Genomic DNA, 25994 nt, shown 5'->3' on the forward strand with positions numbered 1-25994 from the left:
CTACCGAATATCCGTGCACGAACATATCGCGAGCCAGCGCGGAGCGTCAATACACACGATGTATCGCGAATGAGGGACGCGGCAAGGGCGTGAGGACTTGGGCCCGCCGCGGACATGCCGGCGTGACGCCCACGAAACAGCCCGCCCCTAATTTCTGTCGCCCGACAGGAACTCCGCTCCGCTCCCGCGCCGAAGGCAGGTGCCGCCGTGACGACCACAGCCCCCTCCGACATACGCCCCGACCCGCCCCACTCCCCCGACGACCACTCCCTCGCCGAGTTCGGCTACCACCAGGAGCTGCACCGCAGCCTGGGCCGGTACGCCTCCTTCGCGGCCGGGTTCTCCTTCATCTCGGTCCTGACGACCGTCTTCCAGTTCTTCGCCTTCGGGTACGCGTTCGGCGGCCCCGTCTTCTTCTGGGCCTGGCCGGCGGTGCTGGTCGGGCAGCTGCTGGTGGCCGCGTGCTTCGCGGAACTGGCCGCCCGCTATCCGATCTCGGGCGCGATCTACCAGTGGTCCTCGCGCCTTTCGAACCCCACCTTCGGCTGGTTCGCCGGCTGGATCATGGTGATCGGTCAGATCGTGGTGGTCGCGGCGGCGGCGCTGGCGCTGCAGATGGTCCTGCCGGCCATCTGGTCCGGCTTCCAGCTGGTGGGCACCGACTCCGCGCCGACGTCGGCGGACGGCGCGGCGAACGCGGCGGTCCTGGGCGTGATCCTGCTGGTGCTCACCACGCTGGTGAACATCATGGACAACCGCGTGCTGTCCGTGATCAACCGCGTCGGCGTCACCGCGGAGATCATCGGCGCCGTCCTGATCGTCGTCCTCCTGCTCACCCACTCCAAGCGCTCTCCCGGCATCACCTTCCACACCGAAGGGGCGGCGGGTTCCGGCCTGTTGGGGGCACTGCTCGTCGGCTCGTTCACGGCGGCGTACGTGATGATCGGCTTCGACAGCGCGGGCGAGATGAGCGAGGAGACGCGCGATCCGCGGCGGACGGCGCCCCGCACGATCCTCACCGCGCTCGGCGCCGCCGGCCTGCTCGGCGGTCTGGTCATCCTCGGCGGGCTGCTCGCAGCGCCCAGCCTGACCGACGGCCACCTCGGCGTCGACGGCCTCAGCTACGTCCTGACCAGCAGCCTGGGTGACGGGGTCGGCAGGGTGCTGCTGGCCGACGTGGTGGTGGCGATCGCCGTGGCGACCCTCGCGATCCAGACGGCGGCCTGCCGGATGCTGTTCTCCATGGCCCGCGACGGCGGGCTCCCGTTCTCCGGGCGCCTGGCGCACGTCAACCCGCGCACCGGCATGCCCGGCGCCCCCGCCCTGGTCGTCGGCGTCCTCGCGGCGGCCCTCCTGCTGCTCAACTTCGCCTCGCCGGACGCCTTCCTGGCCATCGGCACCACCTGCATCGTGATGCTGTACCTGGCCTACGCGATGGTCACCGGCCCGCTCCTGATCCGGCGCCTGCGAGGCCGGTTCGCCGCCGGCGGCACCGACGAGAAGGGCGCGAAGCTCTTCTCCCTCGGCCGCTGGGGCATCCCCGTCAACGCACTGGCCCTCCTCTACGGCCTCCTCATGACCGTCAACCTGGCCTGGCCACGAGCAGCGGTGTACGACCCGACGGGCGGGCACTGGTACTTCCAGTGGTTCACGGTGCTGTTCCTCGCCGTCACACTGCTGGCCGGCGGCGCCTACCGGGCGTACCGGAAGCGGACCGCCGCCCGAAGTGCCGTATCGGAGACGGCTGTCACGGAGGCCGCGGCGTAGGTCGGTCGCCCCGTACGCGCGCGTGCAGGTGCATGTCGTGCCAGCCGTCCGGGTGGAGGAGGGCACTGCGCTTGGTGCCCTCCAGGGCGAAGCCCGTCTTGGCGGCGACCCGGCAGGAGGCCCGGTTGGCGGTGGCGTGCATCAGTTCCAGGCGGTGGAAGCCGATCTCGTCGAAGGCCCAGCGGGACAGGGCGGTCGTCGCGCGGGCGGCTGTGCCCTGGCCGCGGGCCGCCGCCGTGGTCCAGTACGCGACCTCGGCCACGCCGTCCCCGAGCACGATCTCGCGCAGCGCCACCCGCCCCAGCAACCGGTCGCCGTCCGCGTCCGTGACGGCCCACTGCGCGGTCCGCTCGCTCTCCCACGCCTTCCGCCACTCCTCGATCCAGCCGGCGGCCTCCGCCTCCGAGTCGCTGCGCCGGATGTGCCACTGGTGCATGAGCGGATCCTGGAAGGCCTCGTGGACGGCGGGCGCGTCCTGGGCCCGCCACGGGCGCAGAAGCAGTCCGTCGCCGGTGCGGAGCAGGGGCTGCGGGATGCGGGAGAGGGTTTCGGCGGGCAGGACGGGGCTGGTGACGTAGGGCATGACCGGCATCCTGCCCGTGGGCGGCGGCCGGTCCAACGGCTTTTCCGGGCGCCGTAGGCTTGATCGTGATGAGTCGCAAGCCACGGATCCCGCCCGCTCCGCTGCCCCAACGGCAGGGGGTCGACCCCGTGCGGGTGCGGCTGCCCGTCGAGGGGCCGTGGGCCACCGTTCGCGAGCACCTCGTCGAGCGGCTCAGCGGAGCGGGCGCGGGAGTCGTCGACGGGATGCTCGACGCGGGGAGGATCGTCGGCGCCGACGGGCGGGCCGTCGCGCCGGACGCCGCCTACGAACCCGGCATGTTCGTGTGGTTCCACCGCGAGCTGCCCGCCGAGACGCCGGTGCCGTTCCCGCTGGAGGTGGTGTACCGCGACGAGCACATCGTCGTCGTCGACAAGCCCCATTTCCTGGCCACCACCCCGCGCGGCAGCCATGTCACCGAGACCGCGCTCGCGCGTCTGCGACGGGAGCTGGACCTGCCCGCACTCGGCGCCGCGCACCGGCTTGACCGGCTCACCGCCGGGCTCGTGCTGTTCACGGTGCGGCCCGAGGAGCGCGGCGCGTACCAGTCGCTGTTCCGCGACCGGCGAGTGAGCAAGGAGTACGAGGCGATCGCCCCGTACGATCCCGGGCTCGCCCTGCCCCGGACCGTGCGCAGCCGCATCGTGAAGGAGCGTGGTGTGCTCGCCGCCTACGAGGTGGCGGGCGAGCCGAACGCCGTCAGCGGCATCGAGCTGGCCGAGCACCGCGGCGACGGGCTGGGGCGCTATCGGCTGGTGCCCCGCACCGGGCAGACCCACCAGCTCCGCGTCCACATGAACGCGCTCGGCACGCCCGTTCTCGGCGATCCGCTCTACCCCGTGGTGGCCGACCCCGTGCCGGCCGGCGACTTCCGGCGTCCGCTCCAACTGCTGGCGCGGGCACTGGAGTTCACCGATCCGGTCACGGGGGCGGAGCACCGCTTCCTGAGCACGCGAGCGCTCCTGGCCTGGTCCTCCTACGGCGACTGGGCCGGTCAGTAACCGCGCCACCAGAGCAGGAAGCGGCGCCAGGCACCCTTGGGGCGAGCCGGTTCCTCGGGCGCCAGAGCCGGCTGCTGGGACGGTGCGGCCGGCTGGGGCGCCGGGGCGGCAGCGGCGGCGGGCTCTGGCTGCGTGGAGCCGACCTGCCAGGTGGCGCGCTGCGGCGGGACGGGGGCGTGGCCCGGCTTGGCCTTCACGTCCTGCTCCGGCTTCGGCTCGAAGCGGACCGGAAGCTCCACCAGATGCCGTGAGGAGATCGACTGCCGCCACTCCAGCTCGTCCTCGTCACAGTCGAGTTGGACGTCGGGCAGCCGCATGAGCAGTGCGTCGACACCGGTGTCGGCGATGGCACGGCCGATGTCCTGACCGGGGCACTCGTGCGGACCGCCGCCGAAGGCGAGGTGCGAGCGGTTGCCCTGCATGTTCGCGGCGAGGTCGGGACGGACCCGCGGGTCGACGTTGCCCGGCGCGATCCCGAGCAGCAGCCCGTCGCCCCTGCGGACGTGCTGGCCGCCCAACTCCGTGTCCTGCTTGGCGAAGTAGGCAAAGACCGAGCTGAAGGGCGGTTCGTCCCACAGGGACTGCTCGACCGCTTCCGGCACCGTCATCTGGCCGCCGTTGAGCTGGGCCCTGAAGCGCGGGTCGGTGAGGATCATGCGCAGCACGTTGGACAGGAGGTTGACCGTGGCCTCGTAGGCGGCGAAGAGCACGAGGCGCAGGTGCTCGCGGACCTCGTCGTCGGTCAGTCCCGCCGGGTGGGTGATGAGGTGGCTGGTGAAGTCCTCCTCGGGCCGGGCGCGCCGCTTGGCGGTGAGCCGGCTCAGCGCGTCCATCACGTAGGTGTGGCTGGCGATCGCGGTCTCGGTGCCCTTGAGCGCGTCACGGGCCGCCTGCACGAGCCGGTCGTTGTACTCGTCGGGCATGCCGAGGATCTCGCACATCACGCCCATCGGCAGGTGCTCGGCGAACTGTCCGACCAGGTCGGCCGACCCCTCCTTGCAGAAGCGGTTGACGAGGCCCTGGGTGTGGCGGTTGATGTGACGGCGGACGCCGCGGTGGTCGATGGTCGACATGGCGCCGGTGACCGCGGCCCGCAGGCGCAGGTGCTCGTCGCCCTCGGCGTGGGAGCAGATCGGCTGCCAGGCGATGTGCGGCATCAGAGGGTGGTCGGGCTTGACCATGCCCTCGCCCAGCGGGTTCCAGATACGGCTGTCCCGGCAGTACTGCGAGGGTGAGCGCACCATGTGCAGGTTCTCGGTGTGGCCGAGCACCACCCACATGGGCACGTCGTCGTGGAGCAGCACGGGCGCCACGGGGCCGTGCTCCTCGCGGAGTTGCTCGTACAGGGAGGCCAGGTCCTCCGCCTCGGGACCGTAGAGCCGGCGCAGCCCGCCGGGGCCACGGCCGTGGGCGGGGCAGCCGGGCGGCGGGCCGAGCGTGGGGTCCATGCCGGTCAGGGATTGGTGTTCAGGCGTCACGGTGGTCGCTCCGAAGTGGATCCGGTGTCTGGGGAGTTGGACGGATGCGGGTGCCGGGTGCGGGTGCTGGTGCCCCGGCAGGCGATGTCTGCGCGACGGGGCGAGCATTGCCGGTCGGGGCACCAGGGCCTCAGGTGAGCGCGCCGGTCAGGGCGAGCGAGTGCAGGAAGCGCATCAGGGTCATCAGGACGTCCCGGCTGGAGGCGCGGCGGCGCGCGTCGCACTCGATGATCGGGATCTCGTCCGCCAGGTCGAGCGCGCTGCGAAGGTCGTCGATGGGGTAACGGGGCCCGTCCGGGAAGGAGTTGACGGCGACCACGAAGGGCACGCCGCGCTCCTCCAGACGCCCTATGACGTCGAAGCTGACTTCGAGCCGACGGGTGTCGATCAGTACGACGGCCCCGAGCGCACCCTCGAACAGCCCGTTCCACAGGAACCAGAAGCGTTCCTGGCCGGGGGTGCCGAAGAGGTAGAGCACCAGCTGTTCGGTGATGCTGATGCGGCCGAAGTCCATGGCCACGGTGGTGGCCGTCTTGGTGTCGGAGCCGTAGTTGTCGTCGACGCCGACGCCGGCCTGCGTCATGGTCTCCTCGGTGGTCAGCGGCCTGATCTCGCTGACCGAACCGACCATCGTCGTCTTGCCGACTCCGAAGCCGCCCACGATCACGATCTTCACCGCGGCCTGCGCCGAGTGCGGCAGATGATCTTCCGAACGTGGTCCGGGGATGGTGTCAGAGCCTTTGAAGTCCATGCATCACCGCTTCGAGGAGGGAACGGTCTGGGAGCGCCTGACGGACGATCGGGGCGCGTGCCTGTACCAGTTCTGCCGTCAGCATCTCGGTGAGCAGCACGGTCACCACGCTGAACGGCAGGCTCAGATAGGCCGAGAGTTCGGCCACCGAGAGGGGTGCCGTGCAGAGCCGGAGCATCGCCGTCTGCTCCGGGGTGGCCGAGGGCGGAGGGTCGGCGCGCGCCACGATTAACGTGACGAGGTCGATGTCGGCGCGCTCCCCGTCGGGCCCGGCCACGACATAGAGCCGCTCCGGGGCCTTGCCCTCTTTGGCGGGTGGTGGGGGTGGTGGTGCTTCTTCCTTGGGATGTCGCCGCCGGCGTTGCGGAGGAGTCATACGGTCTGCCCGTTGCGCCGGGGCGGGCTGGTGAGATGGGCCCCGATGCGTACGACGAGGTCGCGCATGCGGTTGCTCATCAGTCCGGGTTCGGCGACCACGTCGGAGAGCACCGCGAGGTAGGCGTTGGCTCCCGCGGCCATCAGATAGAAGTAGCCGCCGTTGATCTCGATGATGACCAGCTTCATCCGGCCGTCGCTGCCCGGGATCTCGTGGGCGACGGCGCCCGCCAGGCTCTGCAGCCCCGCGCAGGCCGCGGCGACACGGTCGGCGGCGTCCGGATCGCCCCCGTAGCGAGCGATGCGCAGGCCGTCGGCGGAGAGCACCACGATCATCTCGATGCCCGGTACTCCGTCGGCGAGATCCTTGAGCATCCAGTCGAAATTGGCTCGCTGCTGGATCACTTGTGGTCCCTCTCGTCGTCGGCCTCGATACGGGCCGGCTCGGTGGTCGGCTGACTGAGTGCGGTCGGGTCCATGTCGCCCCTGAGTCCCTCCCAGAACGCCTCGACCCAGAGCCCCGGTTCGGGTTCCTTCGTCTCCGGCTCGGGCTCCGGGTCGGGCACCGGCGTCGCCCAGGCGGGCCGGGTCGCACGGACCTCCCGCTCGGCCCGTTCGGCGGCGGCCTGTTCGGCGAGCCGCTGGCTGAGCGGGATCTTGACGCGGCTGCGCCGCTGCGGCAGCCCGCCGGCGGTCCACTCGGTGACCTCGGGGACCTCGTCCTCCATGGACACGCCGGCCGGGATGCGCGGGCTGGTGGGACGACGCCGCTTCGGGGCGCGCTTGGGACCTTCGATGTCGCCGAGGTCGAGCTTGGGCGCGGCGGTGGCGCCGACGCCGTGGGCGAGGCCGGGCGCCGGGTCGTTCGTCATCATCACGCGCGGCACGACCAGGACGGCGCGGACACCGCCGTACGCCGAGGAGCGCAGCGAGATCTGCATGTCGTACGTCTTGCACAGGCGGCCGACGACGGCCAGGCCCAGGCGCGGGGACTCGCCGAGGTCCTGGAGGTCGACACCGGCCTTGGCGCGCTCCAGCATGTTCTCGGTCTTGGCGCGGGCCTCCTCGCTGAGGCTGACGCCGGCGTCCTCGATCTCGATGGCGATGCCGGTCTGCACCTCGGTCGCGGTGACGTGGACCTTGGTCTGCGGGGGCGAGTAGCGCGTGGCGTTGTCGAGGAGTTCGGCGCAGGCGTGGATGATCGGCTCGACGGAGGTGCCACCGATGTTGACCTTGGCGATCGAGTCCAGCGAGATGCGCCGGTATTCGAGGATGCGGGACATGGCGCCGCGCAGCACGCTGTACAGCGGGACGGGCGCCGGCCACTGACGGCCCGGGCGGCCGCCGCCGAGCACGGAGATCGAGTCGGCGAGGCGGCCGATCAGCGCGGTGCCGTGGTCGATGCGCAGCAGGTCGTCGAAGACCTCGGGGTTACGGCCGTGGTCCTCCTCCATCTCCCGGAGTTCGTTGGCCTGTTGGTGCACGATCGCCTGGACGCGGCGGGCGATGCTGACGAAGGAGCGCTGCGAGGAGTCCCGCATGGCGTCCTCGGTGTCGACGATGTCGAGCGTCCGCTTGAGCAACGCCACCTGGGCTTCGGACAGTTCGCCGTAGGAGGGGTCGATGTTGCCGAGTTGGCGAATCACCTCTGTGGGGGAATTGCCGCCGCGAAGGTAGTAGATGGCGGTCGGCGTGATCTCGTGCCCCAGGCGGTACAACTCCTGCTCGTGTCCGGCGAGGCGCCGTTCCAGATACGCACTGTGACGGGCGCTCGTCTCGCGCAGGATCCGCAGGGCGCGGCCTCGTCGTACCGCTTCGGCCGCCGTGGCGATCACCAGGAGCGTGGCGACGGCGCCGCACCAGACGACGGCCGCCCGGGCCGGCACGGCCACCATGGCGACCGCTGCTCCGGTGGCCCCGGCCATCAGTATGGCGGGCAGCAACAGCACGCGCGCGTAAGGAAGTTCACGGCGCTGGGGAGGGGATTGAACACTCACCATGTAGGCCCTCTGAAAGAGATCGGCTGGGTGTCTGGGGAGCTTGCAAGTGGGGTACGCATAGGACTGCACTGAATCTTCGGTATTTTTTGGGAACAAGCGCACGAATACACCTCAACTCGGTGCGCTGCGGGCGAGCTTAGTCCGACCGGATCATCGCCGTGTCATATTCAGCAAGCACCTGAAACGGGGCGGGTCCAAGGAGTACCCTCGGCTCCATTTGCACGCCTCGGATTCGTTCGAACACGGCACGTCACGGCGTACAGACATACGAAAACACTCACCGTGACGAGTGATGAGGCCGGCGGGGACCGGCTTCAACTCCGGTCGGTCAGACGCCCGCGATCCGCAGGGCCGCGTCCGCCGTGGCCTCCGCGAAGACCGACACCGAGCGCTCGGGGTCGGAGCGGTGCACCAGGATCACGCCCTCGATCAAGCCGAACAACAGATCCGTACGGAGTTCGAGCCCGCCCTTGGCGAGCACACCCCCGGCGGCCGTGGCGGCGAGCAACTGCCGGTAGGCGTCCTTGAGTTCGGCGCGCACCGCATGGAAGCCGGCGAACCGCTCGGCGCGCACCTCGGGCAGCAGATAGAGCCCGCCGAGGTTGTGCGGGCCGCCGCACAGCAGCTCCACGTCGGTCCGGCACAGCTCCCACAGCCGGTCCTCGGGCGGGGTCGCGTCGTCGGCGAGGAGCTGCCTGGCGTACGTCAGCGAGGGCGTGACCGTGGACTCCAGGAGCTCTGCGAGCAGCTCCTCCTTGCCGGAGACGTAGTGGTACATCGAGGCCTGGCGCATGCCCGCGCGCTCGGCGACCGCACGGGTGGTGGTGGCCGCGTAGCCATGGGTGGTGAACAACTCGGCGGCGGCCGCGAGCAGTTCCTCGCGCGGCTGCAGACCGCTGTCCGGCCGCTGCGCGGCCCGTGGCCTGCCGACTCGGCGGCCGACTCCTCCACCCGGCGTTCCCATGCGCTCGATCCTCGCACACGGCCGGTCGGGACGATCTCCGGGCGACCGCCGGGCGCCCGCGGGACGACCTCCGCGAGGGCTCCGGACGATCTCCGTGAGGGCTCGGTAACCGAGCGGCAACACACGGGCAATGCCCGCGACCCGCCCGCCTCCTAATTTCTGTCGGGCGACAGAAATACCGCAGCCCATCAACGCCGGAAGAGACAACACCGGAGCCGGAGGTCCCGCCATGGCGACAGCGACCACACACGGAGCCCGCGACCACGCTCGCGCCCAGGAGGGCGCACGCGCCGAGGCCATGCCCGTCGTCCCGTCCGCCGACTGGCCCGACCCGCCCTGCGAGGCGGGCCACCTGGTCTGGGCCGAGACGGTGGCGGGCGGCAACTACACCCACCGGGTGCTGGCCCGCGGCACGGAGCTGCGCCTGACCGACCTGCGCGGCGACGCCTGCGCCCACCTCGTGCTGTTCGTGGCCGACCGGCCCTGGGAGCGGCTGAACGTCGCCGACACGGTGAAGGTCCAGTGGAACGCCTACCTCGGTGAGGGCCGGCTGCTGCTGTCCGACCAGGGCCGGGTCCTGGCGTCGGTCGTCGCCGACACCTCCGGGCGGCACGACGCGCTGTGCGGCACCTCCAGCCTCGTACGCAACACCGAGCGGTACGGCGACGGCACCCCCCAGTCCGCCTCCCCGGCGGGCCGCGAGCTGCTGAAACTGGCAGCCGCGAAGAACGGCCTTCAGCCGCGCGACCTGCCGCCGTCGCTGTCGTTCTTCCAGGGCGTCGAGGTGCGCGAGGACGGCACCCTGGACTTCACCGGCTCCGCCGGCCCCGGCGGCAGCGTCACGCTCCGCGCCGAGCAGGACCTCACCGTCCTGATCGTCAACGTGCCGCACCCCGCCGACCCGCGCCCCGACTACGTCAGCACCCCGCTGGAGGTCCTCGCCTGGCGCGCCGCGCCGACCGCACCGGGCGACGCGCTGTGGGAGGCAACGCCCGAGGGCCGCCGCGCCTTCCTGAACACCGCCGAATTCCTTGCCACGAGGGGGCTCGCATGAGCACGCCGACGACCGTGTCCTCGACCGTCGTTCCGGCCCGCGCCGCCTGGTCGTCCGTCGTCCGCACGGGGGAGACGCTGACCATCACCGACCTGCACGGCAACCAGGCCGTCGACTTCCTCGTGTACGACGCCCAGGACACGTCGGTCCGCTACAGCGCCCCCGACACCATCCACGCGCAGGGCACCATCTTCCTGACCACGGGCAGCGTGCTGATGTCCAACGAGCACACCCCGCTGATGTCCGTGGCCGCCGACGAGGTGGGCCGCCACGACACGGTCGGCGGGGCCTGCTCCAAGGAGTCGAACACCCTCCGGTACGGGCACCACACCTGGTCCCAGCACGCGTGCGTGGACAACTTCCTCGCCGAGGGCGCGCGGCACGGTCTCGGCAAGCGCGACCTCGTCTCCAACATCAACTGGTACATGAACGTGCCCGTCGAGAAGGACGGCACCCTCGGCATCGTCGACGGCCTCTCGGCACCGGGCCGCAAGGTCAGCCTGCGCGCCGAGCGCGAGGTCCTCGTGCTGGTGTCCAACTGCCCCCAGATCAACAACCCCTGCAACGGCTTCGAACCGACGGCCGTGGAGATGACGATCACCGCGGCGGACGCCGTCGAAGGGGAAGGCGCATGACCTTCGACACGCTGCTGGTCGCCAACCGGGGCGAGATCGCGGTCCGGATCATCCGCACCGCCCGCGAACTGGGACTGCGCACGGTCGCCGTGTACGCCGACCCGGACCGCTCGGCCCCCCATGTCCGGCTCGCCGACGAGGCGGTCCGGCTCGGCCCGGCGCCCGCGAAGGAGTCGTATCTCGATGCCGACCTGGTGCTGAAGGCCGCCAAGGACACCGGTGCGGGCGCGATCCATCCCGGTTACGGCTTCCTGTCGGAGGACGCGGCGTTCGCGCGCCGCTGCGAGGACGCCGGAATCGTGTTCGTCGGCCCGACGCCTCGGCAGCTGGAGCTGTTCGGGGCCAAGCACACGGCGCGGGCGGCGGCCGAGGCGGCGGGGGTGCCGCTGGCGCCGGGCACCGGGCTGCTGGGGTCGTCGGCCGAGGCCCTCGCGCAGGCCGCGGTGATCGGCTACCCGGTGATGCTCAAGGCGACCGGCGGCGGCGGCGGTATCGGCATGTCGGCATGTCGCTCCGCCGGTGAACTGACCGACGCCTGGGAGCGGGTGCAGCGCGTGGCCGCCGCCTCCTTCTCCTCGGCCGGGGTCTTCTTGGAGCGGCTCGTCGAGGACGCCCGGCATGTGGAGGTGCAGGTCTTCGGCGACGGGGAGGGCGGGGTCGTCACCTTCGGCGACCGCGACTGCTCCCTCCAGCGCCGCAACCAGAAGGTCGTGGAGGAGGCCCCGGCGCCGGGCCTGCCGGCCCACGTCCGGGAACAACTCACCGTGTCCGCACGTGACTTGTGTGCGTCCGTCGGCTACCGCTCCGCCGGCACCGTCGAGTTCGTCTACGACGCCGTCCGCGAGGAGGCGTACTTCCTGGAGGTCAACACCCGTCTCCAGGTGGAGCATCCGGTCACCGAGGAGATCTACGGTGTCGACCTCGTCGCCTGGATGCTGCGCCTGGCCCGCGGCGAGGCGGACGTCGTACGCGATCCCGGCGAGCCACGGGGCCACGCCGTCGAGGCCCGCCTCTACGCCGAGGACCCCTCGCGTGAACACCGGCCCAGCGCGGGCCTGTTGACGCGGGTCGAGTTCCCGCCGGGCGTCCGGGTCGACGGCTGGGTGGAGACCGGCACCGAGGTGACGACGTCGTACGATCCCCTGCTCGCCAAGGTCATCGCGTACGGCCCCGACCGCGAGCGCGCGCTCCGCAGGCTCGACGACGCGCTGGCCCGCACCCGTGTCGACGGCATCGAGACCAACCTCGGCCTGGTGCGCGCGGCGCTCGCCGACCAGGACTTCGCCGGCGCCTCGCACTCCACGGCGACGCTGGCCTCCGTGAGCGACCCGACGCCCCGTATCGAGGTCGTCGCCGGCGGCACCCTCACCACCGTGCAGGACTGGCCGGGCCGCATCGGCCACTGGCAGGTCGGCGTGCCCCCGTGTGGCCCGATGGACGACCTGTCCTTCCGGCTCGGCAACCGGGCGCTCGGCAACGGCGAGGGCGCGCCCGGCCTCGAATGCACCCTCCAGGGACCGGCGCTGAGGTTCACACACCCCACCACCGTGTGCGTGACGGGCGCTCCGGCCAACGTCACCCTCGACGGCACCCCCGTCGCGCAATGGGAGCCGGTGACGGTGCCCGCGGGCGCCGTACTGGAGATCGGCGCGCCGACCCGGCACGGCCTGCGCACCTACGTCCTGTTCGCCGGCGGTCTCGACGTGCCGGCCTTCCTGGGCAGCGCCAGCACCTTCACGCTGGGCCGGTTCGGCGGACACGGCGGCCGGGTGCTGCGCACAGGCGACGTACTGCACGGCGGTACGGCCACCGAAGGCGTCCTCGTGCCCGAGGAGAACCGCCCCTCCTTCACCGCCGTATGGCGGGTGGGCGCCGTCGAAGGCCCGCACGCCGCACCGGAGTTCTTCACCGAGGACGACATCCGCGACTTCTACGCCGCCGACTGGAAGGTCCACTTCAACTCGGCCCGCACCGGCGTACGGCTGGTCGGACCCAAGCCGCGCTGGGCGCGCACCGACGGTGGCGAGGCGGGCCTGCACCCGTCCAACATCCACGACACCCCGTACTCCGTCGGCGCCGTCGACTACACCGGCGACATGCCGGTGCTGCTCGGCCCGGACGGTCCCTCGCTGGGCGGGTTCGTCTGCCCGGCGACGGTGCTGAGCGGCGAGCGGTGGAAGCTGGGCCAGCTGCGGCCGGGCGACACGGTGCGCTTCGCGCCGGTGGCCGTCGACGGTTCGCCTCGCGCGGACATCGTGGACGGCGGTGTGCTGGCCCGGGACGGCGACATCACCTACCGCCGCAGCGGCGACGACAACCTGCTCGTCGAATTCGGGCCCATGCAGCTCGACCTGGCCCTGCGCATGCGCGTCCACGCCCTGATGGAAGCGGTCGCCGAACAGGGGCCCGCCGGCATCACGGACCTCACACCCGGCATCCGCTCCCTGCAGATCCAGACGGACCCCGGTCGCCTGGCGCAACACGAACTCCTCACCGTGGTACGGGAGATCACTGCGGCACTCCCGCCCACCGACGCACTCGTGGTCCCCTCCCGCACCGTCCACCTCCCCCTCTCCTGGGACGACCCGGCGACCCGCGAGGCGATCGCCCGCTACATGGCGGGCGTCCGCGACGACGCGCCCTGGTGTCCGTGGAACATCGAGTTCATCCGCCGGGTCAACGGCCTGGAGTCGGTGAACGACGTGTACGACACCGTCTTCGACGCCGAATACCTCGTGCTGGGCCTGGGTGACGTGTACCTGGGCGCCCCGGTGGCCACCCCACTCGATCCCCGCCACCGCCTGGTGACCACGAAGTACAACCCGGCACGCACGTGGACGGCCGAGAACTCGGTCGGCATCGGCGGGGCGTACCTGTGCGTCTACGGCATGGAGGGCCCCGGCGGCTACCAGTTCGTGGGCCGTACGACGCAGGTGTGGTCGGGGTGGCAGCAGCGCGGCGCGTTCGAGCCGGGCTCGCCCTGGCTGCTCCGGTTCTTCGACCGCATCAAGTGGTATCCGGTCGATGCGGACGAACTCCTGGAGCTGCGGGCCGACATCACGTCCGGCCGCTTCGTGCCGCGGATCGAGGAGGGCACGTTCTCGCTGGCCGAGTACCAGGGCTTCCTCGCCGGGAACGCCGTATCCATCGGGGAGTTCAGGGCCCGGCAGCAGGCGGCGTTCTCGGCGGAGCGGGACGCCTGGGAGGCCGCGGGCGAGTTCGCCCGGGCCGAGGCGGTGACCGCGCCACCGGCTGCTTCGGCCGAGGTGACGATCCCGCCGGGCGGCCGACTGGTCGAGGCCGAATTCGCCGCCTCCGTCTGGCAGTTGAACGTCGAGCCCGGCGACCTGGTCTCCGCCGGGCAGCCCCTCCTCGCCCTGGAGGCGATGAAGATGGAGTCCAGGGTGCACGCGCCGATGGACGGCGTGGTGGCGGAGATCCTGACCAGGGCGGGCGACCAGGTGGAGGCGGGGACGGCACTGATCGTCCTGGCCCCGGCGGCGCACTGACACACACCGAGGAGTATGAGATGTCCGTTGTGACCCGTGTCCGCGCCGCCTACGCCCGTATCGAGGCCGTGGACCGCCCCGAGATCTGGATCGACCTGCGCCCGCGGGCCGAGGTCGAGGCGGAGGCCCGGGCGATCGACGCACGCGTGGCGGCGGGTGAGCGACTCCCGCTCGCCGGGCGCCTGTTCGCGGCGAAGGGCAACATCGACGTGGCCGGCCTGCCCACCACCGCGGGCTGCCCGGCGTACGCCTACCGGCCCGAGACCGACGCACCGGTGGTCGCCCGGCTGCGCGCCGCCGGCGCGATCGTGCTGGGCACCACGAACCTGGACCAGTTCGCGACGGGCCTGGTGGGCACGCGCTCGCCGCACGGGGCGGTGCGCAACGCCCACGACCCCTCACGCATCAGCGGCGGCTCCAGCTCAGGCTCGGCGGTCGCCGTGGCTCTCGGCATCGTCGACCTCGCCCTGGGCACGGACACCGCGGGCTCGGGCCGGGTGCCGGCCGCCTTCAACGGCATCGTCGGCCTCAAGCCGACCCGCGGCCTGGTCCCGACGGCGGGAGTGGTCCCGGCCTGCGCCTCCCTCGACTGCGTGACGGTGTTCGCCCGCACCCTCCCGGAGGCCGAACAGGCACTCTCCTTCATGACCTCCCCGCCGGACCGCGCCCTGCCACCCCTCCCCCAGCGCACCCCGGGCCCCTGGCGTGTCGCCGTCCCGGCGCCCGGCCGGCTCGGCGAACTCGACGAGCACTGGGCCGAGGCGTACGAGGCGGCGGTACGGCGGCTCGAAGCGGCCGGCGCCGACATCCGCCCCCTGGACCTCGCCCCCTTCACCGAGGCAGCCGCCATGCTCTACGAGGGCGCGTTCGTCGCCGAGCGCTACACGGCGGTGGGGAGTTTTGTCGACAAGGCGATGGCCGACGGGGTCGAGGGCCTGGACCCCACGGTCGCCGGCATCATCACCCGCGCCCGCGACATTCCCGCCCACCGGCTCTACGCCGACACCGACCGCCTGGCCGCCCTCCGCAGCCGCGCCCTGACCGAGCTGTCCGACGCGGACGCGCTGCTGCTCCCCACCACGCCCGGTCATCCGACCCTCGCCGAGGTGGCCGCCGACCCCCTGGGCGCCAACGCCCGCCTGGGCCGCTTCACCAACTCCACGAACCTCTTCGACCTGGCGGCGGTCGCCGTCCCGGCCGGCGAGGTGAACGGCCTCCCCTTCGGCGTGATGCTGATCGGCCCGGCGTTCACGGACGACCGGCTGGCCCGGATCGCGGGCCTGCTCCAGCCGGAGACCCGGGTGGCGGTGGTGGGCGCCCACCTGACCGGCCAGCCTCTCAACGCCCAGCTCCTCGCACTGGGCGCCCGCCTGGACCGGACGACCACGACGGCGCCGGTGTACCGCCTGCACGCCCTGCGCACAGCCCCTCCCAAGCCGGGTCTGGTCCACATCGGCGAGGGAGGCGCGGAGATCGAGACGGAGGTGTGGCGCCTTCCGGCGGAGGGCCTGGGCCGTCTCCTGGCCACCCTCCCCCGCCCGATGACGCTGGGGAGCGTCGAACTGGCGGACAGCAGCCAGGTCCCCGGCTTCCTGTGCGAGCCATCCGCCCTCGCGGACGCCGAGGACATCACGTCGTACGGTGGCTGGCGTTCGTACCGCGATCGCCTGGACGAGCAGCTCCCCGGCGATCCGAGCCGTCACCCCACCGACGAGTAGGCCACGACCCCCCGCAGCAGCAGCTCCACGGCCTTGCGCGCGTTCTTCGCGACCGTGGACGCCCCACCACCGGAGACAGGAGCCGCCGCCGAGATCTGCCCCAGCACGTCGATCACCTGCTTGCACCACCGCACGAAGTCCCCCGCGGGCATCTCGGCCTCCCGCAGGACCTCGTCGAGCCCCTTCCCGCCGGCCCACATGTACGCGGCCCAGGCGAACCCGAGATCCGGCTCACGCTGGCCCACACCCTCGGTCTGCGTGATCCGGAAGTCCTCCTCCAGGGCATCCAGCCGCCCCCAGATCCGGACCATCTCACCGAGCGCGGCCTTCGCACTGCCGGACGGCAGCTTCGGCGCCATCGCATCGTCGCCGGCCCTCGACTCGTACACCAACGCCGAGACGCAGGCGGCCAGTTCGGCAGGTGAGAGCCCCTCCCAGACCCCCGCCCGCAAACACTCACTCGCCAGCAGATCGAGCTCGCCGTACAGCCGGGCCAGCCGCTTGCCGTGCTCGGTGACCTCGTCGGCCCGCAGGTAGTCAAGCTCGGTCAGCAGCGCCACGATCCGGTCGAAGGTCCGCGCGATCGTGTTCGTCCGGCCCTCGATACGCCGCTCCAGCTGCGAGGTGTCCCGCATCAGGCGGTGATACCGCTCGGCCCAACGCGCATGGTCCTCCCGGTCGTTGCACCCATGGCAGGGATGCGCCCGGATGGCGGTCCGCAGCCGTGCGATCTCGCGGTCGTCGGCCGCCTGGGACCGCTTCTTGCGGGCCCGCTCCGGCGGGATGTGGCCGGCCTTGGTGCGCAGCGCGGAGGCGAGGTCCCGACGGGACTGCGGTGAGCGCGGATTGAAGGACTTCGGGATGCGCATCCGCTCCATCGCCTCGACCGGCACCGGGAAGTCCATCGAGGCCAGCCGCTTGACCTGGCGCTCGGCGGTGAGCACCAGCGGACGCGGCCCGTCGTGGTGTTCGAAGCCGCGGTGGCCGTTGGACCGCCCGGCGGGCAGGCCCGGGTCCAGCACCAGTGCCAGACCGGCGTACTTGCCCGCGGGTACGTGAATGACGTCGCCCGGCTTGAGCTTCTCCAGCGCGACGGCCGCCTCGGCACGCCGCTCGACCGCACCCTGCCGCGCCAGCTCGGTCTCCCGGTCCTTGAGTTCACGGCGCAGTCGCGCATAGTCCTCGAAGTCGCCCAGGTGGCAGGTCATGGAGGCCTTGTAGCCCTCCAGGCCCTCTTCGTTGCGCTGCACCTGCCGGGAGATACCGACGACCGACTTGTCGGCCTGGAACTGCGCGAAGGACGTCTCCAGCAGCTCACGCGAGCGGTGCCGGCCGAACTGCTCGACGAGGTTGACCGCCATGTTGTACGACGGCTTGAAGCTGGACCGCAGCGGATACGTACGCGTGCCGGCAAGCCCCGCCAGATGCTCGGGACTTATCCCGCGCTGCCACAGCACCACGGCATGGCCCTCGACGTCGATGCCCCTGCGCCCCGCGCGCCCCGTCAGCTGTGTGTACTCGCCGGGTGTGATGTCGGCATGCTGCTCGCCGTTCCACTTGACGAGCTTCTCCAGCACCACCGAGCGGGCGGGCATGTTGATGCCGAGCGCCAGCGTCTCGGTCGCGAACACCGCCTTCACCAGGCCACGGACGAAGAGCTCCTCGACGACTTCCTTGAACGTCGGCAGCATGCCCGCGTGGTGGGCCGCTATACCGCGCTCCAGGCCCTCCAACCACTCGTAGTACCCGAGGACATGCAGGTCCTCGGTCGGAATCGAGGCGGTGCGCTCCTCGACGAGGCCGCGCACCTTCTCCCGCGCCTCGTCGTCGTTGAGCCGCAGTCCCGCGTACAGGCACTGCTGTACGGCCGCCTCGCAGGCGGCGCGGCTGAAGATGAACGTGATGGCGGGCAGCAGGCCCTCGGCATCGAGCCGCTCGATGACCTCCGGGCGCCCCGGGGTCCAGACCCGCGACCGCTGTCTGCGCTCCCGCTCGCGGTCCGCCTCGCGCATGGCGCGGCCGCGTCGGCGGTCCTGGTACGACGGGCGCTGCGCCTCCATCCGGGCCAGCCGCGTGAGGTCGGGGTTGACGGCCTTCTTGTTGCCCTCACCCTCCTCGAACAGGTCGTACATCCGCCGCCCGGCGAGTACGTGCTGGAACAGCGGCACGGGACGGTGCTCGGAGACGATCACCTCGGTGTGGCCGCGTACGGTGTCGAGCCAGTCGCCGAACTCCTCGGCGTTGGAGACGGTCGCCGAGAGCGAGACGAGCGTGACCGACTCGGGCAGGTGGATGATCACCTCTTCCCATACGGCACCACGGAAGCGGTCGGAGAGGTAGTGCACCTCGTCCATGACCACGTGTCCGAGGCCGAGGAGGGTCTGCGAGCCCGCGTAGAGCATGTTCCGCAGCACCTCGGTGGTCATCACGACGACCGGTGCATCGGAGTTGACGCTGTTGTCGCCGGTGAGCAGGCCGACCTTGTCCGCGCCGTAACGGCGGCACAGGTCGGCGTACTTCTGGTTCGACAGTGCCTTGATGGGGGTCGTGTAGAAGCACTTCTTGCCCTGCTGGAGGGCGAGGTGGACGGCGAACTCGCCCACGATCGTCTTGCCGGAGCCGGTGGGCGCGGCGACCAGCACGCCCTTGCCCGCCTCGAGTGCCTGGCAGGCCTCGATCTGGAAGGGGTCGAGGCCGAAGTCGTACATCTCGCGGAACGAGGCGAGAGCGGTGGCCTGGTCGGCAGCGCGCCTGCGGGCAGCCGCGTACCGCTCAGCCGGGGAGAGGTCCTCTGTCATCGTGCTTTCGAGCGTACCGGGCCCCACTGACAACAGGACGATCATTATCCGGAACATGGGCCGCCAAACACCGAGAGGTGCCCTCGTCACCAGGGACGTGGGCACCTCTCGGTGTGCGGTCTGATCGGGGGCTCAGGTCACGTCGTCATAGCCGTTGACCCGGTCCGAACTCGCCTGCTCGGGCAGCGCCCGGCTGGCGGAGACGGCCTCGACCTCGCCGACGTCCTCGGGGGTGAGGTCCAGGTCCGAGGCCTCGTCGTCGTCGGGGCCCTCGGCCTCGCGCCGCCGCCTGCGCTTGTCGTTGAGCAGGGAGAAGATCACCGCGCCGAAGTACAGCACCCAGATCGGTCCGGCGAGGGCCAGCATGGTCAGCGGGTCGGTGCTCGGAGTGGCGACGGCCGCGAACACCGTGATCGCCATGATCATTCCACGCCACCAGCCGAGCATCCGCTTGCCGGTGATCAACCCGGTGAGATTGAGGAAGACCAGCAGCAGGGGCAGCTCGAAGGAGAGACCGAAGACCAGCACCATCCGCAGCACCAGGTCGAGCAGGTCGTCCAGGGGCAGCAGGTTCGACGTGCCCTGCGGCGTGAAACCGAGCAGGACCTTCGCGGTGGTGGGCAGCACCGAGTAGGAGAAGTAGGCGCCCATCATGAAGAGCGGGGCGCCGGTGCCGACGAACGCGTAGGCGTACTTCTTCTCGTGCCTGTGCAGACCGGGCGCGACGAAGGCCCACAGCTGGTACAGCCAGACCGGCGAGGCCAGCACGACACCCGCCATCAGTGACACCTTCAGCGCCAGCGTGAAGGGCGCCAGCAGACCGTTGATGGTGATCTGCGCGCAGGGGTGACCGGACCTCGACTTCGCCAGCTGCGCAAACGTCTGATCACAGCCGACCGAGTCGAGGATCGGCTTGGTGAGCAGATTGATGATGTCGTTGTAGAAGAAGGCGGCCACCGTCGTGACGACGATGATGGCCAGCATGGCCTTCGCGAGCCGGTTGCGGAGCTCACGAAGGTGATCCGCGAGGGGCATCCTCCCCTCGGGATCCTTCTCCTTGTTGGGGGCAGGCTTCAGCAACCCACGTCCTCATCTCGTGCGGCGGACCCACAGGGTCCGGCCCTGCGTCAGCGCTTGGTCGAATCCGTCGGCTCGGTGACCGGGCGCGAGCTGGTCACGTCGCCGGGAGAGGCCTGGATGGTGCGCTGAGCCGGAGGCTGCTCGTCGGTGTTGGGCGGGCCGGCCGGGGTGGCCGTGCTGTTGCCCTCGTCCTTCATCGCCTTGGCCTCACTCTTGAGGATGCGGGCGGACTTGCCGAGCGAGCGCGCCATGTCGGGAAGCTTCTTCGCGCCGAACAGCAGGATGACGACGACGAGGATGAGAATGATCTCGGGGGCGCCGAGCCTTCCGAACATAAGTCTTTACCTTCTCACCGAGGCGACTGGGGGTGCGGTCCTGTCCGACCGGTCGGACATATGTCCGACTGACCGTGTTGACAGCGATCGTAACGCTCAGGGGTAAACGTCAGGCAATCCCCGTGCGTACTCCCGATTCGCGGTCCGGGCCTCGTTCTCCGGGCCGCGACCAGCAGCGTACCTGGCAGGGGTGCCCCGGTGACAGGTCGAAGTGACCCAAACCGCCTCAGGCGCAGGACTCACCCGCGCCGCAGGCATGCCTAGAGGGAGTCCACCGCGCGGGCGGTACTCGCGGCGGCCCGCTCCAGATCCTCGGCGGCCCTGTTGATACGGCGCGCGGAGTCCGTGACCTGCCTGCCCAGACGCTGTGCCTCCAGGAACACCCGGACCGCGAGGATCCCGAGCACCGAGAGACCCAGAAAACCCACAGCTACCGCGAACATCGCCCAGAACATGAGCCGAGCCTAGACGGTTCCGAGAGGCTTCGTCCTCCCGCGGGGGCCGAGGACCCGAGCAGACACAGGCACGCGTAACCCGCCCAGTTCGCGCGCTAAGCCGTGCCGTGCAGTCGCAGTGTCCTGACGCCGCCGCCGGTCAGCAGCTCCACGATCCGCTCCCCCGCCGGCTTGCGTACCGAGGCGCCGCAGTCGGGGCAGATGAAGGAGTAGAAGGTGGTGCGGCTCGTGGCGCCGATCGCGAGGCGCAGGGCAGCGGCGGCGAGCTCGAAGCTGCCGCGGCAGTCCGGGCAGCCCGCCCTGAACGTCACCGGCGACACGCTTCGCATCCCGCCGAAGGCTGCTGCCACCGACATGCCCTGCACATCAGACATCGACGACTCGCTCAAAGGCCCTGCTCCTGCCTGTCGTGCTGCCCGTCCTGAACGGCCTGCGCCCCCTGCGCCTCGACCCCGTCGTACGCCGACAACGCCTCACGGGCCGCCTGCCGAGCGCTGTCGGCAAGGTCGCGCGGGGCGACGATCCGGCCGTCGCGCCCGAGCCGCAGCGCCAGCCGCCTGAGCGAGGTCGGGTCGGGCGTGCGCAAGGTGATACGCAGCCCGCCGTCCGCAAGCTCATCCGCACTGTCGTGCGGGTAGTACTCCGCGACCCAGCGACCACCCGGACCGACCTCGACGACGACCTCCGGGTCCTCGGCGGCGGGCTGCACCAACGCCTCCGACAGATCCCTCAGCTCGATCTCGGGCGGCGCCGACGGCTCGTCCAGGATCTTGATCTCGGCGACCCGGTCGAGCCGGAAGGTACGGCGCGCCTCGGAGCGGCGGCACCAGGCCTCCACGTACGTGTGCCCGACGCTGACGAGCCGGATGGGGTCGATCTCGCGCTCGGTGAGCTCGTCGCGCGCGGGCGAGTAGTAGCGGATCCACAGACGGCGGCGCTCCGAGATCGCACGGTCGACGTCGGCGAAGACGCCGCCCTCGGACTCGAAGGTCACGGACAGCCGGGAGCTGGCGCCCGCCGCCTCGCCGGCCGCGGTCTCCACCTTGGCGGTGGCCCGCAGCAGCGCCTGCCGGTCGCTCTCCCGCAGGCCGGGCAGGGTGGACACCGCGCGGGCGGCCACCAGCAGCGCCGTCGCCTCGTCGGCGGCCAGCCGCAGCGGCTCCGCCGTCTCCTCGCCGAGTGCGGCGGGGTTGTGCCACCAGATGCGCTCGCCGTCGGTGTCGATGTCCAGCAGGTCGCCACCGCGGAAGCTGGTGCCGCACATGGGCAGCACGTCGAGGTCGGAGACCAGCTCGTCCTCGGTGATACCGAAGGCACGGGCGACGTCCTCGACCCGGGCTCCGGGGCGCTCCTTCAGATACGTCACCAGCGAGAGCAACCGCCGGGTCTGGTCGATGGCGTTCACGGGCCTGACCGGTTTGCCTGCCACTGTCTTGCTCCGCTCCCCCTCAGCCCTTGGCCACGGCACGCAGCCGGTCGACCACGTCCGCACGCAGCTCGGCCGGCTCCAGCACCACCACGTCCGGCCCGAACTCCACCAGCCAGGCATCCAGCCCGTGCCCGTACGGAATCTCCAACTCGTCCCAGCCGTCGGCGAGTTCCCGCACCGCGGTGGCCTTCGCCCGAAGGGGGTACCCCGCCTCCGAACGCAGCCGGATCAGCGCGGAGCGGTCGGCGGTCTCCCCCGCCCAGCTCGCGACGGTCTCACGGACCGTCACCACATCGGGGATCTCGGCGGTGAACTGCCCGCTGCGACTGCGCACCTTGCCGGTGATGCGGGACAGCCTGAAGACCCGCTCGGCTCCGCGGTCCCGGTCCCAGCCTGCCAGGTACCAGTGGCCACGCCAGCACTCCAGCGCCCACGGCTCCACATGCCGGGGCTCGGGACGTGCGGCGGTGGCCTTGCGGTAGTCGAAGACGACCGGGCGGCGGTCGCGGCAGGCCAGCATCAGCGGCTCGAACGCGGCCTCGTGCACAGGGATCCGGGGCTCCAGCGCGCCGTGCGCCTCGTACGGATCCACGTCCTCGGGGAGGCCTGCCGCGCGCAGCTTCTGCAGGGCGCCACTGGCCGCGCCCGCGAGCCGGGCCTGCTGCCACACCTTGGCGGCGAGACCGAGGGCCGCGGCCTCCTCGGCGTCGAGGGTGATGGGCGGCAGCCGGTTGCTGTCGCGGCGGGCGAGGTAGCCCACCTCACCGTCGAGGTTCTCGACCGTCTCGATGACCAGGCCGAGTTCGCGCAGATCGTCCTTGTCCCGCTCGAACATGCGGCTGAAGGAGTCGTCGGATCCCGCTTCGAGGTAGGCCTCGATGGACTCACGCAGCTCGCGCTTGCTGAGCGGCCGCCGCGTCCCGAGCAGACACAGCGCCAGGTTCATCAGCCGCTCGGCCTTGGCAATGGCCATCGACGCCCTTCGCCTCCCTATGGTGCTTTACGACGATGACCGTACCGCCCCGAAGTGGCGGGACAAAAGCCGAGGGCCCATGCCAGACAGGCATGGGCCCCAGGTGATCGGGTCCGGTCGCTGCGGCGATCAGACCCCGACGAGGTCGACCACGAAGATCAGGGTCTCGCCCGGCTTGATCGCCGGCGTCGGGCTCTGATTGCCGTAGGCGAGGTGCGCGGGGATGGTCAGCTGACGACGGCCGCCGACCTTCATGCCCTGCACGCCCTGGTCCCAGCCCTTGATGACCCGGCCGCCGCCGAGCGGGAAGCGGAAGGGCGTGCCGCGGTTCCAGCTGGCGTCGAACTCCTCGCCGGTGCTGAAGGCAACGCCGACGTAGTGGACGGTGACGGTCTGGCCCGCCTGCGCCACCGCGCCGTCGCCCTCCCAGATGTCCTTGATCTCGAGGTCCGCCGGGGGCTCGCCGCCCGGGAAGTCGATCTCGGGCTTCTCGATGCTCACGTCTCTAGCTCCTGCTTGTCTGCGGAAAGGCAACACGCACAGTCTTACACCTCGACGACGTCAGATCTTCGCGAGGATGTCGACCGAGAAGACCAGGACGGAGTCCTTCTTGATGCCGCTGCCGGCCGGCGGCTTGTCGCCGTAACCCAGCTTCGGCGGGATGACGATGAGGACCCGGCTGCCGACCTTCTTGCCGGTCAGGCCCTGTGCCCAGCCCTTGACGACCTGCTGGAGCCCGAACGACGTCAGCGCCTTGCGGCTGTACGTCGAGTCGAACTCCTTGCCGCCGTCCCAGAACACTCCCTTGTACTGGACGAGCACGCTGTCCTTCGCCTCGACCACGTCGCCGTCGCCCTCGATGACGTATTCGGCCACCAGTTTGGTGGGCGCGTCCGCCTTCGGGATGTCGATGGTGGGGGCCTTGCCGTCGGTGTTGGTACCGACCTTCGGCAGGTTCGCGTCGTTCTGTGCGACGTCGGTTCCCTTGGCGGAGCTGCTCGCGTTGAACGTGGCCTGGATGTCGGCGACGAACACCAGCGTGTCAGTGCCCTTGATGCCCGCCTGCGCGTTGCCCTGCTTGCCGTAGCCCCAGGTGGGGGGCACGGAGAACAGGACCCGGCTGCCGGCCTTCTTACCCGCCAGGGCGTACCGCCAGCCGTCGATGATGCTGCCCTGGGAGAGCTGGATGAGCAGCGGGGTCTTGCGGTCGTAGGAGTTGTCGAAGACCTTCGCCGTGTCCCAGACCTGGCCGAGGTAGTGGGCCTGGATGTAGTCGTTCTCCGCGACCGTCTTGCCGGCTCCCGCGATGACCGTCTTCACCGCGAGGTTCTTCGACGGGTCGCCGGTGCCCTTGGCGACGGTCGGCTTCTCACCGAACTTCGTACCCGCGGTGATGGCCGGCAGCGGACCGTCGACGATCTTCGGCGGCGGCGCGGCGGACGTGGCCGACGCCGAGGGCGACGGGCTCTGGCTCTCCTTGGCCTTGCTCGAGTCGGACTTGTCGTCGCCGCATCCGGCGATCGTGACAAGTCCTGCGGGTACAGCGATGAGTAGGGAGCGTCGGCGCACGGTGGGGGCCTCGTATCGGTCGATCTTGTTGATGGCGTGCGCGCAACTCTACGGCGTGAGAAGGGCGCCGCACTGGGAACGTACGGCGCCCGTGTTGCGTTCCGGCCTTTCACCGGAACGCGTTCCTCCCATTGCTCACATTCCCGCGATGAGCTTCTCCACCCGGTCGTCCACGGAACGGAACGGGTCCTTGCACAACACCGTGCGCTGCGCCTGGTCATTGAGCTTGAGGTGGACCCAGTCGACGGTGAAGTCCCGGCGCTGTTCCTGGGCCCTTCGGATGAAGTCACCGCGCAGCCGGGCCCTAGTGGTCTGCGGGGGAACGGACTTGCCCTCGAAGATCTTCAAGTCATTGCAGATCCGGGCTGCTTGACCCCTCTTCTCGAGCAGGTAGTACAGGCCACGACGGCGGTGAATGTCGTGGTAGGCGAGGTCTATCTGCGCGACCCTGGGATGCGACATGGTCATGTTGTGCTTGGCCCGGTACCGCTCGATGAGCTTGTACTTCATGACCCAGTCGATCTCCGTGCCGATCCGGTCGAGGTCCTCGGCCTCGATCGAGTCCAGCGTGCGGCCCCACAGCTCCAGGACCTGCTCCACGGTGCCGGTGCGGATGCCGCGGCGCTCGCAGAAGTCCACGGCCTTCTCGTAGTACTCGCGCTGCACCTCCAGTGCGGAGGCCTCACGTCCGCTGGCCAGGCGCACCTTGCGCCGGCCGGTGATGTCATGGCTGACCTCACGGATCGCCCGGATCGGGTTCTCCAGGGTCAGGTCCCGCATCACCGTGCCCGCCTCGATCATGCGCAGCACCAGGTCGGTCGCGCCGACCTTGAGCAGCATGGTCGTCTCGGACATGTTCGAGTCGCCCACGATGACGTGCAGGCGGCGGTAGCGCTCGGCGTCCGCGTGCGGTTCGTCGCGGGTGTTGATGATCGGCCTGGAGCGGGTCGTCGCCGAGGAGACGCCCTCCCAGATGTGCTCGGCCCGCTGGCTGACGCAGTACACCGCGCCCCGCGGGGTCTGCAGCACCTTGCCGGCGCCACACAGAAGCTGCCTCGTGACGAGGAACGGAATGAGGATGTCCGCGAGCCGGGAGAACTCCCCGTGACGCGCCACGAGATAGTTCTCGTGGCAGCCGTAGGAGTTTCCGGCCGAGTCGGTGTTGTTCTTGAAGAGGTAGACGTCGCCCGCGATTCCTTCCTCGTGCAGGCGTCGTTCGGCGTCCACCAGGAGTCCTTCGAGAATGCGCTCGCCTGCTTTGTCGTGGGTGACCAGTTCGGTCACGTTGTCACATTCGGGTGTCGCGTATTCCGGATGTGAGCCCACGTCGAGATAGAGGCGTGCGCCGTTTCGCAGAAAGACGTTACTGCTGCGGCCCCATGACACGACACGGCGGAAGAGGTACCGCGCCACCTCGTCGGGAGACAGGCGCCGCTGTCCCCTGAACGTACACGTGACGCCGTACTCGTTCTCCAGCCCGAAAATGCGGCGGTCCATGAGTG

General features: G+C 70.6%; 23 protein-coding genes. 6 read left to right on the forward strand and 17 right to left on the reverse strand.

The window, feature by feature from the left end; translation table 11 throughout:
* The first annotated feature begins 207 nt into the window (after positions 1–207).
* A complete protein-coding gene (locus ACYUED_RS08595) occupies positions 208–1767 on the forward strand; it encodes an amino acid permease (RefSeq protein WP_491291678.1) in 1560 nt (519 codons plus the stop codon).
* Here ACYUED_RS08595 and ACYUED_RS08600 read toward each other — a convergent pair.
* Complete coding sequence (locus ACYUED_RS08600; protein ID WP_491291679.1) at positions 1748–2350, reverse strand: GNAT family N-acetyltransferase; 603 nt, start codon at positions 2348–2350, stop codon at positions 1748–1750. The two genes, ACYUED_RS08595 and ACYUED_RS08600, sit on opposite strands and share 20 nt — an antisense overlap.
* A gap of 68 nt (positions 2351–2418) precedes the next feature.
* On the opposite strand from ACYUED_RS08600, the gene ACYUED_RS08605 reads away from it, so the two are divergent.
* Positions 2419–3369, forward strand: coding sequence for an RluA family pseudouridine synthase (locus tag ACYUED_RS08605; RefSeq protein WP_491291680.1), 951 nt, complete (start codon positions 2419–2421; stop codon positions 3367–3369).
* Here the strand turns inward: ACYUED_RS08605 and ACYUED_RS08610 are convergent.
* The 6 genes from ACYUED_RS08610 to ACYUED_RS08635 form a co-directional block, all read right to left on the reverse strand.
* Positions 3363–4847, reverse strand: coding sequence for a cytochrome P450 (locus tag ACYUED_RS08610; protein WP_491291681.1), 1485 nt, complete (start codon positions 4845–4847; stop codon positions 3363–3365). The genes ACYUED_RS08605 and ACYUED_RS08610 overlap by 7 nt on opposite strands.
* 130 nt (positions 4848–4977) lie before the next feature.
* Complete coding sequence (locus tag ACYUED_RS08615; protein WP_266511086.1) at positions 4978–5598, reverse strand: GTP-binding protein; 621 nt, start codon at positions 5596–5598, stop codon at positions 4978–4980.
* The gene (locus tag ACYUED_RS08620) at positions 5579–5974 is read right to left on the reverse strand and encodes a DUF742 domain-containing protein (protein ID WP_491291682.1); all 396 of its coding nucleotides are present in this window, start codon (positions 5972–5974) and stop codon (positions 5579–5581) included. Before ACYUED_RS08620 ends, ACYUED_RS08615 begins: the two co-directional genes overlap by 20 nt.
* Positions 5971–6378, reverse strand: coding sequence for a roadblock/LC7 domain-containing protein (locus tag ACYUED_RS08625; RefSeq protein WP_016434374.1), 408 nt, complete (start codon positions 6376–6378; stop codon positions 5971–5973). Before ACYUED_RS08625 ends, ACYUED_RS08620 begins: the two co-directional genes overlap by 4 nt.
* The gene (locus ACYUED_RS08630) at positions 6375–7973 is read right to left on the reverse strand and encodes a sensor histidine kinase (protein WP_491291683.1); all 1599 of its coding nucleotides are present in this window, start codon (positions 7971–7973) and stop codon (positions 6375–6377) included. The genes ACYUED_RS08625 and ACYUED_RS08630 overlap by 4 nt, the downstream gene beginning before the upstream one ends.
* 328 nt (positions 7974–8301) lie before the next feature.
* Positions 8302–8937 (reverse strand): TetR/AcrR family transcriptional regulator, encoded by a 636-nt coding sequence (locus ACYUED_RS08635; protein WP_491291684.1) that lies wholly within the window; start codon positions 8935–8937, stop codon positions 8302–8304.
* A gap of 229 nt (positions 8938–9166) precedes the next feature.
* Here ACYUED_RS08635 and ACYUED_RS08640 point away from each other — a divergent pair, with 229 nt between their 5' ends.
* Genes ACYUED_RS08640 through atzF form a run of 4 tightly spaced genes read left to right on the forward strand, consistent with a single transcriptional unit; the run spans position 9167 to position 15853 of the window.
* The gene (locus ACYUED_RS08640; protein WP_491291685.1) at positions 9167–9991 is read left to right on the forward strand and encodes an urea amidolyase associated protein UAAP1; all 825 of its coding nucleotides are present in this window, start codon (positions 9167–9169) and stop codon (positions 9989–9991) included.
* The gene (locus tag ACYUED_RS08645) at positions 9988–10626 is read left to right on the forward strand and encodes an urea amidolyase associated protein UAAP2 (protein ID WP_491291686.1); all 639 of its coding nucleotides are present in this window, start codon (positions 9988–9990) and stop codon (positions 10624–10626) included. Before ACYUED_RS08640 ends, ACYUED_RS08645 begins: the two co-directional genes overlap by 4 nt.
* On the forward strand, positions 10623–14135 hold the full coding sequence (uca, locus tag ACYUED_RS08650) for an urea carboxylase (RefSeq protein ID WP_491291687.1): 3513 nt from the start codon (positions 10623–10625) through the stop codon (positions 14133–14135). The genes ACYUED_RS08645 and uca overlap by 4 nt, the downstream gene beginning before the upstream one ends.
* A gap of 20 nt (positions 14136–14155) precedes the next feature.
* Positions 14156–15853 carry an allophanate hydrolase gene (atzF, locus tag ACYUED_RS08655; RefSeq protein WP_491291688.1) on the forward strand — a complete coding sequence of 566 codons (1698 nt, stop codon included), beginning with the start codon at positions 14156–14158 and terminating at the stop codon, positions 15851–15853.
* On the opposite strand, the gene ACYUED_RS08660 is transcribed toward atzF, so the two are convergent.
* From ACYUED_RS08660 to pafA, 10 genes are all read right to left on the reverse strand, one after another.
* Entirely contained in the window at positions 15835–18696 is a 2862-nt protein-coding gene (locus tag ACYUED_RS08660; RefSeq protein WP_491291689.1) for a DEAD/DEAH box helicase, read from the reverse strand. The two genes, atzF and ACYUED_RS08660, sit on opposite strands and share 19 nt — an antisense overlap.
* A gap of 87 nt (positions 18697–18783) precedes the next feature.
* Positions 18784–19731 (reverse strand): twin-arginine translocase subunit TatC, encoded by a 948-nt coding sequence (tatC, locus tag ACYUED_RS08665; protein ID WP_491291690.1) that lies wholly within the window; start codon positions 19729–19731, stop codon positions 18784–18786.
* Between the two features lie 47 nt (positions 19732–19778).
* On the reverse strand, positions 19779–20066 hold the full coding sequence (gene tatA, locus ACYUED_RS08670; RefSeq protein ID WP_266511118.1) for a Sec-independent protein translocase subunit TatA: 288 nt from the start codon (positions 20064–20066) through the stop codon (positions 19779–19781).
* Between the two features lie 260 nt (positions 20067–20326).
* Entirely contained in the window at positions 20327–20521 is a 195-nt protein-coding gene (locus ACYUED_RS08675) for a hypothetical protein (protein ID WP_491291691.1), read from the reverse strand.
* Between the two features lie 95 nt (positions 20522–20616).
* Complete coding sequence (locus tag ACYUED_RS08680) at positions 20617–20910, reverse strand: hypothetical protein (RefSeq protein ID WP_491291692.1); 294 nt, start codon at positions 20908–20910, stop codon at positions 20617–20619.
* Positions 20907–21950 (reverse strand): helix-turn-helix transcriptional regulator, encoded by a 1044-nt coding sequence (locus ACYUED_RS08685; RefSeq protein WP_491291693.1) that lies wholly within the window; start codon positions 21948–21950, stop codon positions 20907–20909. The genes ACYUED_RS08680 and ACYUED_RS08685 overlap by 4 nt, the downstream gene beginning before the upstream one ends.
* Positions 21951–21969: 19 nt before the next feature.
* Positions 21970–22923, reverse strand: a complete 954-nt coding sequence (locus ACYUED_RS08690; RefSeq protein ID WP_491291694.1) for a helix-turn-helix transcriptional regulator — start codon at positions 22921–22923, stop codon at positions 21970–21972.
* A 129-nt stretch (positions 22924–23052) separates the two neighbouring features.
* A complete protein-coding gene (locus ACYUED_RS08695) occupies positions 23053–23424 on the reverse strand; it encodes an FKBP-type peptidyl-prolyl cis-trans isomerase (RefSeq protein ID WP_124002700.1) in 372 nt (123 codons plus the stop codon).
* A 60-nt stretch (positions 23425–23484) separates the two neighbouring features.
* The gene (locus tag ACYUED_RS08700; RefSeq protein WP_491291695.1) at positions 23485–24492 is read right to left on the reverse strand and encodes an FKBP-type peptidyl-prolyl cis-trans isomerase; all 1008 of its coding nucleotides are present in this window, start codon (positions 24490–24492) and stop codon (positions 23485–23487) included.
* Between the two features lie 135 nt (positions 24493–24627).
* Complete coding sequence (pafA, locus tag ACYUED_RS08705; protein WP_093909061.1) at positions 24628–25989, reverse strand: Pup--protein ligase; 1362 nt, start codon at positions 25987–25989, stop codon at positions 24628–24630.
* Between the last annotated feature and the right edge of the window lie 5 nt (positions 25990–25994).

Source organism: Streptomyces sp. DF42 (genome assembly GCF_058267695.1).